At 68.0% G+C, this 12,336-nt stretch carries 11 protein-coding genes; all 11 read right to left on the bottom strand.

What is annotated here, in order from left to right; all coding sequences use genetic code 11:
* Window positions 1–2 precede the first annotated feature (2 nt).
* Window positions 3–1,403: a UDP-N-acetylmuramate--L-alanine ligase gene (gene murC, locus M2317_RS16770; RefSeq protein WP_429462131.1), complete on the bottom strand. Its 1,401-nt coding sequence runs from the start codon at window positions 1,401–1,403 to the stop codon at window positions 3–5.
* Window positions 1,404–1,415: 12 nt separating this feature from the next.
* The gene (locus M2317_RS16765; protein WP_429462129.1) at window positions 1,416–2,495 is read right to left on the bottom strand and encodes a UDP-N-acetylglucosamine--N-acetylmuramyl-(pentapeptide) pyrophosphoryl-undecaprenol N-acetylglucosamine transferase; all 1,080 of its coding nucleotides are present in this window, start codon (window positions 2,493–2,495) and stop codon (window positions 1,416–1,418) included.
* Entirely contained in the window at window positions 2,492–3,691 is a 1,200-nt protein-coding gene (locus M2317_RS16760; RefSeq protein ID WP_429462127.1) for an FtsW/RodA/SpoVE family cell cycle protein, read from the bottom strand. Before M2317_RS16760 ends, M2317_RS16765 begins: the two co-directional genes overlap by 4 nt.
* Window positions 3,660–5,195, bottom strand: a complete 1,536-nt coding sequence (gene murD, locus M2317_RS16755; RefSeq protein WP_429462125.1) for a UDP-N-acetylmuramoyl-L-alanine--D-glutamate ligase — start codon at window positions 5,193–5,195, stop codon at window positions 3,660–3,662. The genes M2317_RS16760 and murD overlap by 32 nt, the downstream gene beginning before the upstream one ends.
* Window positions 5,188–6,300, bottom strand: a complete 1,113-nt coding sequence (gene mraY / locus M2317_RS16750) for a phospho-N-acetylmuramoyl-pentapeptide-transferase (protein ID WP_429462123.1) — start codon at window positions 6,298–6,300, stop codon at window positions 5,188–5,190. Before mraY ends, murD begins: the two co-directional genes overlap by 8 nt.
* Entirely contained in the window at window positions 6,297–7,712 is a 1,416-nt protein-coding gene (locus tag M2317_RS16745; RefSeq protein WP_429462121.1) for a UDP-N-acetylmuramoyl-tripeptide--D-alanyl-D-alanine ligase, read from the bottom strand. The genes mraY and M2317_RS16745 overlap by 4 nt, the downstream gene beginning before the upstream one ends.
* Before the next feature lie 29 nt (window positions 7,713–7,741).
* On the bottom strand, window positions 7,742–9,538 hold the full coding sequence (locus tag M2317_RS16740) for a peptidoglycan D,D-transpeptidase FtsI family protein (protein WP_429462119.1): 1,797 nt from the start codon (window positions 9,536–9,538) through the stop codon (window positions 7,742–7,744).
* A 10-nt stretch (window positions 9,539–9,548) separates the two neighbouring features.
* Window positions 9,549–10,145 (bottom strand): hypothetical protein, encoded by a 597-nt coding sequence (locus M2317_RS16735; RefSeq protein WP_429462117.1) that lies wholly within the window; start codon window positions 10,143–10,145, stop codon window positions 9,549–9,551.
* Entirely contained in the window at window positions 10,142–11,080 is a 939-nt protein-coding gene (gene rsmH, locus M2317_RS16730) for a 16S rRNA (cytosine(1402)-N(4))-methyltransferase RsmH (protein ID WP_429462115.1), read from the bottom strand. Before rsmH ends, M2317_RS16735 begins: the two co-directional genes overlap by 4 nt.
* Window positions 11,081–11,180: 100 nt before the next feature.
* Window positions 11,181–11,612: a division/cell wall cluster transcriptional repressor MraZ gene (gene mraZ, locus M2317_RS16725; protein ID WP_429462113.1), complete on the bottom strand. Its 432-nt coding sequence runs from the start codon at window positions 11,610–11,612 to the stop codon at window positions 11,181–11,183.
* A gap of 281 nt (window positions 11,613–11,893) precedes the next feature.
* Window positions 11,894–12,280 carry a DUF3040 domain-containing protein gene (locus M2317_RS16720; RefSeq protein ID WP_429462111.1) on the bottom strand — a complete coding sequence of 129 codons (387 nt, stop codon included), beginning with the start codon at window positions 12,278–12,280 and terminating at the stop codon, window positions 11,894–11,896.
* Window positions 12,281–12,336 lie beyond the last annotated feature (56 nt).

The following is a 12,336-nucleotide window of genomic DNA, read 5'->3' as shown; positions in this document are numbered from 1 at the left end:
CGTCAGTCCTCTGGTGTCTGCCGGAGCGCGTCCAGCACCTGCGGGATGATCTGGTAGACGTTGCCGCAGCCGAGGGTGATGACGTAGTCGCCCTCGCGCGCGATGCTCGCCGTGTAGTCCGCGGCATCCTGCCAGTCAGCGACGTAGTGCACGTTGCCCTGGTCGGCGAACGCACCGCTGACCAGCTCGCCCGTGACTCCGGGAACCGGGTCCTCGCGCGCACCGTAGACGTCGAGCATGACCGTGTGATCGGCACCCTGTTCGAGCACTTCGGCGAACTCGCGGAACATGTGCTGCGTGCGCGAGTACGTGTGCGGCTGCTGGATCGCGATGACGCGTCCGGTGCCGACGACGCTGCGGGCGGTCGCGAGGGCGACCTGCACCTCCGCCGGGTGATGCGCGTAGTCGTCGAACACGCTCACGCCGCGCTCGGTGCCGTGCAGCTCGAAGCGCCGCACCGTGCCGGCGAATCCCTCGAGAGCACGCGCGGCGTCGGCGAGCGGGTAGCCGAGCGACTGCAGCACCGCGACGGCGCCGGCGGCGTTGACCGCGTTGTGCGCACCGGGTACCGCGAGCCGCAACCGGACGGACTCGCCTTCGCGCGTGAGCGTCGCAGAGACGGACCCGGTCGCGTCGATGTCTGTGATCCGGAGATCCGCGTCCTCGGCGAGGCCGAAGGTGATCACATTCGGATGCGACATGCCGGCGGCGACGCGCAGCGCACCTGGGTCGTCGCTCGAGATCACCACGGCTTCGGTCGCGGCATCCGCGAACCGGACGAAGGCGTCGTGGAAGGCCTCGTCGGAGCCGTAGAAGTCGAGGTGGTCCGGGTCAACGTTGGTGATGAGCGCGACCGCCGTGTCGTACAGCAGGAAAGTGCCGTCCGACTCGTCGGCCTCGATCACGAACAGTTCATCGGAGCCGGTTGCGCTGGAGGCGCCCAACTGCTCGATGACACCGCCGTTGACGAAGCTCGGGTCGGCTCCGAGTTCGCGCAGAGCGGTGATGATCATTCCGGTCGAAGTGGTCTTGCCATGGGCACCGGCGACCGACACGAGCCGGCGCGAACCGATCAGCCAGTGCAGCGCCTGCGACCGATGGATGACGTGCAGACCGCGTTCCTTGGCGAGGACGAACTCGGGATTCTCCGGCCAGATCGCGCCGGTGTGGATCACGGTGTCCGCGTCGCCCAGGTGGGCCGCGTCGTGGCCGACGTGGACGGTCGCCCCGGCATCCGCCAGGGCGCGCAGAGCCGCGCTGTCGGCGCGGTCCGAACCGGACACCCGGATGCCGGCGTCGAGGAACATCTTGGCGAGTCCGCTCATACCGGAGCCGCCGATGCCGATGAAGTGCGCGGCGGCGATGGACTCCGGAATCGGGAGGGTGAGGTCAGGTCTGATCATGTCGTTCTCAGTTTAGTTCGGGGTGCCGAGTGCACGGTCGACCAGGGCGATGACGTTCTCCGTGCCTGCGCGCGTGCCGACACGGTCGGCGGCCGCAGCCATGGCGGCGATCCGATCGGGATCGCTGAGCAGCGGAACGACGACCTCCCGCACGGTCTTCCCGGAGAAGGTCGGGTCGTCGAGCAGGCGGGCGGCCCCGGCGGCGACGGCGGATGCCGCGTTGAGCCTCTGTTCGCCGTTGCCGACCGAATAGGGCACGTAGAGGGCCGGGATGCCGAGCGCGCTGATCTCGCTCACGGTGGCGGCTCCCGAGCGGGACACGATCAGGTCGGCCAGCGCGAAGGCGAGGTCCATCCGGTCGACGTAGCGCCGCATCGCGTAGCCCGGTGCGCCGGGATCTGCGAGGTCGCTGCGCTCCCCCGTCACGTGCAGCAGCTGCCATCCGGCGTCCAGCACGTCCTGCCAGGAGTCGGCGAAGGCGTCGTTCAGCCGCTGCGCACCGAGCGAGCCGCCGAATACGAGCAGCACAGGACGATCGGCGTCCAGCCCGAACGCCTCCGCGGCCTCGGCACGAGCCGCCTGCCGGTCGAGCTCGATGACCTCACGCCGCAGCGGCATGCCGACGACCTCGGCGCCGCGCATCGGCGTCCCGTCGAAGGCGACGCCGACGGACGCAGCACGGCGCGCACCCAGCTTGTTCGCGAGGCCGGGCTTCGCATTGGCCTCGTGCACGACATAGGGCACGCCCTCACGACGGGCCGCGACGTACGCGGGAGCCGCCGCATACCCGCCGAAGCCGATCACGACGTCGACACCGCGCGTGCGGATGTGATCGCGGACCTGACGGACGGCCCTGCGGAATTTCGCGGGGAACGCGGCGGCCTGCTTGTTCGGACGCCGCGGGAACGGAACCTTGTCGACGATGAGCAGCTCGTAGCCGCGCTCCGGTACCAGCCGGGCCTCGAGGCCCTCCGCGGTGCCGAGCACCAGCAGGTCGGCGTCCGCATCGCGCAGACGGAGGCCGTCGGCCACGGCGAGCAGGGGATTGACATGTCCGGCGGTGCCTCCGCCGGCGAGCAGGTACGTGGTCACCTGGTGACCCTACCCCGTCCGTCTGCGGGGATCGTGCGCGCGAAGGCCAGCAGGACGCCGCACGCGAGCAGCACGGAAAGCAGCGCGGTACCGCCCTGCGACATGAAGGGCAGCGGCACGCCCATGACGGGGAAGACGCCGATCACGACGCCGATGTTGATGAGGGCCTGACCGATGATCCAGACCGTGATGCCGCCGGCCGCGACCCGGATGAACGGGTCGTCCGTCTTGCGGATGATGTGGAACGCTCCGACCGCGAAGACGGTGAACAGCGCCATGACGACGATGCAGCCGATGAGACCGAGCTCTTCTCCGACGATCGCGAAGATGTAGTCGTTCGCCGCGGCGGGCAGCCAGCCGTACTTCTCCTGCGAGTTGCCGAGGCCGAGGCCGAAGATGCCGCCGGTGGCCATGCCCCAGAAGCCATGGATCGCCTGATAGCAGATGTTGTCGAACGTCTCGCGATCCACCACCGGATCGACGTTCGCGCACAGCGCCGTGATGCGCTTCATGCGGTTGTCGCTGGAGAGCGCGTAGAACAGCACGGCGCCGGCGCCGGCGAGCAGCGGCAGGATGAACAGGCGCAGCTTGACGCCGGAGAAGAACAGACACGCGAGCAGGATCAGAACGAGCACCATCGCCGTGCCGAGATCCTCACCGGCCATGACCGACCCGATCACGAGCACGGACACCGGCACCACAGGGATGAAGACGTGATGCCACACGGCGAGCCTGGTCTGCTTGCGCAGCAGGACGTAAGCGATCCACAGGGCGAGCGCGAGTTTGAGGAACTCAGACGGCTGCAGTGTGAAGCCGGCGATCTCGATCCAGTTGCGGTTGCCGCCCGAGTCCACCCCGAGCGGGGTGAAGACGAGCAGCTGCATCAGGGTCGCCGCGATCAGAGCAGGCCACGCGAGTCTCTTGAGCCAGTCGAGCGGCATCCGGCTGACGACGAACATCAGCGGGATGCCGACGAGCGCGAACAGCCCCTGCTTGATGGCCGTGCTCATGCTGCCGCTCTCCGTGGCTGCCGTCGCCGAGACCACCATCACGATCCCGAAGATCGTCAGCAGCAGAGCCGCAGAGGCGATGAGCACGAACTCCGTCGACGGTGGAGTGAGAAGTCGTCCCAGCGAGACGCGGGCGGCGAGGCCGGAGCCGGACTCAGTGCGCTTCGGGCGAGCCACCTGCGTCATCGGCGCTCCCCCGGTCGATCCATCCCTGCACTGCTTCGGCGAAGCGGTGGCCGCGATCCGCATAGCTGGAGAACTGATCGAAGGATGCCGCGGCGGGGGCCAGCAGGACCGTACCCTCCCCATCGACGATCCCGGTCGCGATCTCCACGACGCGGTTCATGACCTCTCCAGTGTCGCCAGTGACGACCTCGAACACCGGGACCGTCGGCGCGTGTCGTGCGAATGCCGCCACGACCTCGGCGCGCTCGACCCCGATGACCACGGCGGCTCCAGCCGTCGGACCGACATCCGCGACGAGGTTCGCGATGTCCACGCCCTTCAGGTCGCCGCCGAGGACCCAGACGGCGCCGGGGTACGCGCGCATCGACGAGGCGGCCGCGTGCGGATTGGTGGCCTTGGAATCGTCGATCCAGGTGATGCCACGATGACGCGCGACGATCTGGATGCGATGCGCATCCATGCGGAATGCGCTCAGCGCCCGTCTGATCGCCTCCGGTTCGGTGCCGAGGGAACGTGCCAGGGCGGACGCGGCGAGGATGTTCTGCACGACGTGCGGTGCCGAGAGCCCCGCCTGTTCGAGGTCGGCGAGCGTCGTCAGCTCCAGGGCGCTGTTCGCCCGATCATCGAGGAAGGCGCGATCGGCGAGGATCCCGTCCACCACGCCGAAGTCGCTGGGCCCCGGCACGCCGAGATCGAATCCGATCGCTCTGGCGCCTTCCGTGACCTCGGCCTCTTCGACCATGACGCGGGTCGCGGCATCCGCTTTGTTGTACACGCACGCGACCCGGGTATTGCGATAGACGATCGCCTTGGCATCGCGGTAGGCCTGAGCGCTGCCGTGCCAGACCAGGTGGTCGTCGGCGAGGTTGAGGCAGACCGCGGAGTACGGGTGCAGCTCGGCAGCGGCCGAGCTCTGCCCCAGGTACCAGAGCTGATGGCTGGAGAGTTCGACCACGAGAACGTCGAAGCCGGCAGGGTCGCGGACGGCGTCCAGCACCGGGATGCCGATGTTGCCGCACGGTGCCGCCCGGAGGCCGCCCTCGACGAGGAGCGTCGCGGTCAGCTGCGTGGTCGTCGTCTTGCCGTTCGTGCCGGTGATGAGCACCCAGTCGGCCGGCGTGCCGTCGGGGCGCACGACCTTGTCGCGCACGCGCCACGCGAGCTCGACGTCGCCCCACAGCGCGATGCCGGCATCCTGCGTCCAGCGGATCACGGGATGGAACGGTGAGAACCCCGGCGAGGCGATGACGACCTCGGGGTCGAACGCGCGCAGAGCCTCAGGCACCTCGGAGAGCGGGCCGATCTCGAGCGCCGCGCCGATGACCGTCACGAGCCGCTCGTACTCTTCGCTCGCGCTCTCGGAGAGCACCAGGACCTCGGCACCGAGTTCGGTGAGCGTGTCGGCGACCGAGAATCCGGTGACCGACAGACCCAGCACCGCGACGCGCAGGCCCTTCCAGTCGGCATGCCAGCTGGTCAGCCCGTCCAGGCGGGCCTCAGCCATTGACCTGACTCAACCACTCGACATAGAACAGACCGACGGCCGAGACCGCGAGCAGCCCGGCGATGATCCAGAGGCGCACGACGATCGTGACCTCGGGCCAGCCCCGCATCTCGAGATGGTGATGGAACGGGCTCATCAGGAACAGGCGCTTGCCGCGGGTGATCTTGAAGTAGGCGCGCTGCAGGATCACGGAACCGGACGACAGCACGAAGACGCCGGCGATCACGAACAGCAGCAGCTCGGTGCGGCTGAGGATCGCCATGGCGGTGATGACGCCGCCGATGGCCATGGAACCGACATCGCCCATGAAGACCTTCGCCTTCGGCGCATTCCACCACAGGAACCCGATGAGGCCGGCTGCGAAGGACGCTCCGACGATCGCGAGGCTGAACGGGTCGCGCACTTCGTAGCAGGCGGACAGCACGGAGGGGTCGACGCCCTCGCCGCACACCTGCTTGAACTGCCAGAAGGCGATGAGGCTGTACGCGCCCACGACGAAGACGCCCGCGCCGGCGGCCAGGCCGTCGAGGCCGTCGGTGAGGTTGACGCTGTTCGAGGTCGCCACGCCGATCACCGAGATCCAGATCAGGTACAGGGCCCAGCCGAGGACCAGGCCGCCTGCCATGAGGTTCAGCCACGGGATGTCGCGGAACAGCGACACGTAGCCGCTCGCCGGGGTGTTGCCGAAGTCGTTCGGGAAGTTCAGAGCGAGGATACCGAACGGGATCATGACGATCAGCTGACCGACGATCTTGCGCCAGCCGGACAGGCCGAGGCTGCGCTGCGAGCGCACCTTCATGAAGTCGTCGATGAAGCCGACCGCGCCGAAACCGACCATGAGCCAGAGCACGAGCATCGCCGAGAGCGTCGGTTCGCTGCCGCCGGCGTAGATGCCGGTGAAGTAGCCGACGATCGTGCCGACGATGAAGATCACGCCGCCCATCGTCGGGGTGCCGCGCTTGGCCTCGTGGCTCGGATTCTCGATCGCGTCGGGGGTGCGGATAACCTGCCCCCAGCCCCACTTGCGGAACAGCCGCAGGAAGACCGGCGTCAGAAAGAGTGTGAAGGCGAGCGATATCGCCGCCGCCATAAGCAGGGACCTCACGAGAACAATTCTCCCAGACGATCACCGAGGTGCCGGAGCCCCACGGAATTGGATGACTTCACGAGCACGCGGTCCCCCGTGCGCAACTCGTTCTTCAGGTAGTCGAAAGCAGCATCCTGGTCGGGCAGGTGCACTGCCTCGCTGTCCCAGGACCCCTCGCCGATGGCCGAGATGTAGAGGCGCCTTGCCTCCGGCCCCACCACCACGATGCGCTGGATGTTGAGGCGCACGGCGAGCAGCCCGACGCGGTCGTGCTCCTCCCCCGCGTCCTCGCCCAGCTCGGTCATGGCGCCGAGCACGGCGACCGTGCGCTCGCCAGGGCCGGTGATCTGCGCGAGCGTGCGCAGGGCGGCGGCCATCGAGTCAGGGCTGGCGTTGTAGGCGTCGTTGATGATGCGCACGTCGTCGTTGCCCATCGGCTGCATGCGCCAGCGCTCTGCGATCTCGAGCGTCTGCAGACGCTCGATCGCAGTGGCCGTCGGCACACCCAGCGCCCGCGCGGCGGCGATCGCGGCGAGGGCGTTGGAGACGTGGTGCGCACCGAGGACCTGCAGCGCCAGTGGGTGGGCCGGCTCACCGTCGACCTCGACGACGCAGCGCGTACCGGATGCCGAGACCTCGACGTCGCGCGAGCGGACGTCGGCGGTCGGCGCCTGTCCGAATCCGATCACGGTGATCCCGCGCTCCTCGGCCGCCGACCGCATGGCCGCGACCCGAGGGTCGTCGAGATTGAGCACCGTCGTGCCGCCCTGGCGCGTCGCCGCGACGAGCTCGGCCTTGGCCTTTGCCGTCTCCTCGATGCCGCCGAAGCCGCCGGCGTGCGCCATGCCGACCATCAGGACGATGGACAGGTCGGGCTCGACGAGGCCGGCGAGGTGGGCGATGCGCCCTGGCGCGCTGGCGCCGAATTCGCTGACGAGGAAGCGTGTGCCGTCCGTGACCCGGAGCATGGTGACCGGGGCGCCCACCTCGTTGTTGTACGAGTTGATCGGCGCGACGGTCTCGCCCTCCGCCTCGAGGATGCGGGCGAGCATGTTCTTGGTCGTGGTCTTGCCGTTGGATCCGGTGATACCGACGATCTGCAGCCGGCCGAGGGCGCGCACTCGCGCCACGACCTCGCGGGCCAGATCCGCCAGCGCGCCCACGGCATCGGCCACGACGATCTGGCTGATCGGAGCATCGACGGGTCGTTCGACGATCGCGAGGACTGCGCCCAGCTCGGCGGCCTTTCCGACGAAGGCGTGCCCGTCGGTCGTGGCGCCCGGCTTGGCGACGAAGATCGTTCCCGGCGCCATCTGACGCGAGTCGGTGTCCACGACGCCGTCCACGACGGTGTCGGCGGTGTGATCGCCGAACGGGCGCAGCTCCCCCTTCAGGACAGCGGCGATCTCGGCGAGCGACAGGGCGATCATGACTTCTCCACGCGCGGCGGTGAGCCGGCTTACTTGAACTTGGGGAGCAGCTCGTCCATCGGTTCCGTGGACGGCTTCACCCGGTAGGTCTTGAGCACCTGCGTCATCGCCTTCTGGAAGGCTGTGGCGGTGGCGGCAGACGTCCTCAGCTTAGTCGGCTCGTCCATCGTGACCACGACGACGTACTCAGGATCCTCGGCCGGAGCGTAGCCCACGATGCTCACGTCGTAGAGTCCCGACTTGTAGCCGCCGTGCCCGTCCTGGGTCTGCGCCGTGCCGGTCTTGGTCGCGATCCGGTAGCCCGGGACCTCGATGCGCTCGGACAGCCCGCCCTGGACCGCGACGTTCTCCAGCATGCGCTGCACCTGGGCGGCGGTGTTCTCGCTGACGACCTGCTCGTGCTCGGGAGCGTCCGCCTCGACGACGGTGCCATCGGCCTGCGTGCAGGATTCGATGAGCGACAGGTCGATGCGCTCGCCGTCGTTCGCGAAGGTCTGGTAGGTGCTCGCGAGCTGCGCGGCCGTGATCGTGAAGTGCTGGCCGAACGTGGTCGTGTAGAGCGACTGGTTGTCCCATTCGCTGGCGGGGTGGAGCTCTCCCGGCTCCTCACCGGGGAACGCGATCGGTGTCTTCTGACCGACGCCGAACTTCGCCAGATAGTCGTGGCGGACCTCCGGTGCCACCATCTCGCCGTACTTCGACAGCGCGACGTTCGACGAATCGATCAGTGCGCCCGCGAGCGTGTAGCTGTACTTCGGGTGCGAGAACGGGTCGTTGATCTCCGCCCCGTTGGGGAAGTACTCGCGGCTCTCGGCCGTCACACCTGTGGACCAGTCCGCAACGCCTTGGTCGATGATCGTCGCGGCGGTCACGGCTTTGAACGTGGAGCCCGGTTCGAACGTCTTCGAGAATATCTGCGACTTCCAGTAGTCCTGAGGCGTGCCGTCGACGTTGTTGGGGTCCACGGACGGCCACTCGGCTGCGGCTCGGATCTTGCCGGTCTTGACCTCGACCACGGTCGCCGTGGCGCTCTCGGCTCCCTGCCGCTGCGCTTCCTCGGCCACCATCTGCTGCAGGTACCAGTTCAGGTCGCTGTTGAGCGTGAGCTGCACGGTGCCGCCGTCGACGGCATCCGTCGTGGTCTCGCTGCCGGGGATTACGACGCCGTCCTTGCCCGTCCGATAGGTCTGCGATCCGTCGGTCGGTGCCAGGCACTCGCCGGCCATGCGCTCCACGCCGTACTGTCCCTCGCCGTCGCCGTTGAGGAAACCGACCATCGTGCCTGCGACTGCACCGTTCGGGTACACGCGGACGCTGCGGGACTTCATCGCGAGATACGCGAGGCCGTCGTCCTTCAGCTCCTTGAGCTGCAGATACTTCTCGGTGTTGAGCCCGCTCTTCAAGAAGAGGTACTGCGACTCGGGGTTCTCCTCGAGGTTCGCGGCAACGTCGGCGCGCAGTTCCTCACCCGTCGTCCCGATGATCGCTGCGATCTTGTCGGACGCTTCCGCCCACAGATACTCGGGCGGGTTCTTCTCGTTGTCGTCGACGACGGCGATGAGCGAGGGCGACAGCTGCGCGTCGTACACCAGCGTGCTCGCTGCGAGAACGGTGCCGTCGGCATCGACGATGCTGCCGCGGTTGCCTGCGATGGCGGTTGTGGAGCCGAGGTTTCCGACTTCGAGCGAATCCGAGACATGATCGTCCGCCGAGACGACCTGGATGTCCACCAGGCGCACCACGAACGCGGTGAGCACGATGAGTACGACGGCGAGTGCGACGACGGTACGCCGTCGGGGGCCTCGGGTTGCGCGCGTCGTCATCATGTCTCCGGTCTCAGTGTGTGCTCGGGGTCGGCAGCCCCTCGGTCAGGGCGGGCGGCGTGTCGGATTCCGCCTGGACGACGGCATCCTCAGCGGTTGCGGTATCGACCGTCTCCTCCGTCGCGGTGGGTGTCGCCGCGACCGTGTCCCGCTCCTCGAGCAGCGAGTTCGCGACGGAACCCGCTCCGTGCGGATTGATCGTCGAAGACCAGTCCGCTGCCGAACCCGCGCCCACGACCATCCCGTCGCTGAGTCGCAGGTACGAAGCGGTTCCGGCGACCACCATCCCGAGCTCGCTCGCCTTGTTCGCGAGCGCCTGCGGCGAGTTGGCACCGGCCAGCTGCTCCTCGAGTGCCTGGGCTTCGAGACCGAGCGAGCGCTGCTGGCTCTTCAGATCGGCCACGACGAACGAGTCGTGCGTAGTCGCAAGCGTGAGCCCCATCTGCGCCGCACCGATCACCAGCGCGCCGGCCAGCGCGACGAGAGCGTAGACGAGCTTCGGACGACGACGCGACTCCGACTGCTCGACGGGGCGAAGACGTCGGCCTCGCTCCTCGCGTGTCGGTGCCTGCGGAATCGGCCGCACGCGGGCGGTGGCTTCGGCACTCATGACCGCTCCCTCAGCTTCTCGGCGGCACGCAGCCGCACCGGGATCGCGCGCGGATTGCGCGCTCGCTCCTCATCTCCGGCGAGCTCGGCGCCCTTGGTCAGCATCCGGAAGCGGGGGGCGTGCTCCGGAAGCTCGACCGGCAGACCCGCGGGGGCCGTCGACGCGGATGCCGCGGCGAACGCCTGCTTGATCAGGCGGTCCTCCAGCGACTGGTACGACATCACGACGATGCGCCCGCCGATGTTCAGCGCGTCCATGGCGGACGGGATCGCATCCGCGAGGACGCTGAGCTCCGAGTTGACCTCGATCCGCAGGGCCTGGAACACCCGCTTGGCCGGGTGCCCCGCCCGCTGAGCGGCGGCGGGAGTGGCCTCGATGAGCAGTTCGACGAGCTGCCCCGATCGCTCCAGCGGAGTCTGCTGGCGTGCCTGCACGATGAAGCGCGCGTATCGCCCGGCGAGCTTCTCCTCGCCGTAGCGCTCGAAGATGCGCCGGAGATTGCCCTCGCTGTACGTGGCGAGCACGTCGGCAGCGGTCGTGCCCTTGGTCTGGTCCATCCGCATGTCCAGCGGAGCGTCCTTGGAGTACGCGAAGCCGCGCTCCGCCTCGTCGAGCTGCAGCGACGAGACCCCGAGGTCGAACAGGATGCCGTCGGCGCCCTGCGCGTGCAGTCCGATCTCGTCGTACACCGAGTGCACGAACGAGACGCGTTCGCCGAAACGAGCAAGTCGCTCCGCAGCGATCCGCAGCGCGTCGGTGTCGCGGTCGAGGCCGACCAGGCGGATGTTCTCGAAGCGCTCGAGGAATGCCTCGGCGTGACCGCCCATGCCGAGCGTGGCATCGACGAGGACGGCGCCGTCGTGCTGCAGCGCCGGGGCGAGCAGTTCGATGCAGCGCTCCAGGAGTACCGGGGTGTGGATGTCTCGGATGCTCATGATGTCTTCGGGAGACCTTCGACCCTGATCCCCCTCCGCTTCACGACCCGGCACCGGGGAAGTGTGTCGGGGCGGGAGCGGCGGGGCATCACAGTCGAGGTCAGAACAATCCCGGAATCACCTCCTGTTCCAGTTCTGCGTAGGTTTCTTCGTTGCTGTCGAGATAGGTGTTCCAGGCCGCGGCATCCCAGATCTCGGCGTGTGCGCCGACACCGGTCACGACGAGCTCCTTCTCGAGCCCTGCGTACTGGCGCAGGTGCGCCGGGATGGTGATGCGGTTCTGGCTGTCCGGCATCTCCGCACTCGCCCCGGAGAGGAACATGCGCAGGAAGTCACGGGCCTGCTTGTTGCTGAGCGGTGCCTGGCGGATCCGCTCGTGCAGTTCCTCGAATTCGGCCGTGCTGAAGACGTAGAGGCAGCGCTCCTGACCGCGCGTGACGACGATGCCGCCGGCGAGATCCTCGCGGAACTTGGCGGGCAGGATGACTCGGCCCTTGTCGTCGAGCTTCGGTGAGTGCGTCCCCAGCAACATCGGCCTTCACCCCCTCTCCGTCCGGCCAACTCGAGGTACGCCCCACTTTACTCCACTTTGCTCCACATTCCTACGACCAATCCCGTCGATGATGCCATATGCAGGCGTCTACGCCGCGGGCACGCCGAAGAGATCCGCGGGAAGACGCGGATCTCGACGTGTGGAGTGAAGTGGAGCGTCAGTGGAGGGCGGGTGGGGCCACAGGGAGAGAACACCCCCCGGAAACGCGAAGAACCCGGATGCTCAGAGCATCCGGGTTCTCGAAGTGGAGAGAAGTGGGGTCAGCGGCCCTCTTGGCGCCGATCCCATCGATCGTTCATGCGGTCCATGAAGCCCGCGGAAGAGGTGGGCGCGCCTTTTTCACGCGGCGCCTTGGGAAGTGAACCACCGGTGCGGCGAACCGGAGTCACGGCCAGCATCACGCCACCGAGCATCGCGAGGAAGCCGACCACGCCGATCGCGATGGCGAACCCGCCGAGGTCGTTCGCGAGTGCCACACCGACGACGAGAGCGCCGATGCCCACCAGCAGCAGTACCGCGCCGTAGACGAGGTTCCGATAACTCAGCACGCGGTCGCCCGAGGGCGCGCTGACAACATCCGCGTCGTTCTGGAGGAGATGGCGTTCCATCTCGTCGAGCAGACGCTGCTCCTGTTCGGACAGTGGCATTCCGTCCCCCTCGGGTTTCGTGTACTCCAGTCTACCCGCGCACAGGCGTCAGAGGC

Origin of the sequence: Microbacterium sp. ZKA21 (genome assembly GCF_050434165.1) — a bacterium.
Taxonomy (GTDB): Bacteria; Actinomycetota; Actinomycetes; order Actinomycetales; family Microbacteriaceae; genus Microbacterium.
The sequence above is the reverse complement of the archived record's forward strand: the minus strand, read 5'-3'. Positions and strand labels throughout refer to the sequence as shown.

Excerpts from the sequence above, each read along its gene's own strand:
- murC (WP_429462131.1), bottom strand. The coding sequence starts at position 1,403 with ATGATCAGACCTGACCTCACCCTCCCGATTCCGGAGTCCATCGCCGCC.
- M2317_RS16760 (WP_429462127.1), bottom strand. The coding sequence starts at position 3,691 with ATGACGCAGGTGGCTCGCCCGAAGCGCACTGAGTCCGGCTCCGGCCTC.
- murD (WP_429462125.1), bottom strand. The coding sequence starts at position 5,195 with ATGGCTGAGGCCCGCCTGGACGGGCTGACCAGCTGGCATGCCGACTGG.
- M2317_RS16745 (WP_429462121.1), bottom strand. The coding sequence starts at position 7,712 with ATGATCGCCCTGTCGCTCGCCGAGATCGCCGCTGTCCTGAAGGGGGAG.
- M2317_RS16740 (WP_429462119.1), bottom strand. The coding sequence starts at position 9,538 with ATGATGACGACGCGCGCAACCCGAGGCCCCCGACGGCGTACCGTCGTC.
- M2317_RS16735 (WP_429462117.1), bottom strand. The coding sequence starts at position 10,145 with ATGAGTGCCGAAGCCACCGCCCGCGTGCGGCCGATTCCGCAGGCACCG.
- rsmH (WP_429462115.1), bottom strand. The coding sequence starts at position 11,080 with ATGAGCATCCGAGACATCCACACCCCGGTACTCCTGGAGCGCTGCATC.
- mraZ (WP_429462113.1), bottom strand. The coding sequence starts at position 11,612 with ATGTTGCTGGGGACGCACTCACCGAAGCTCGACGACAAGGGCCGAGTC.
- M2317_RS16720 (WP_429462111.1), bottom strand. The coding sequence starts at position 12,280 with ATGCCACTGTCCGAACAGGAGCAGCGTCTGCTCGACGAGATGGAACGC.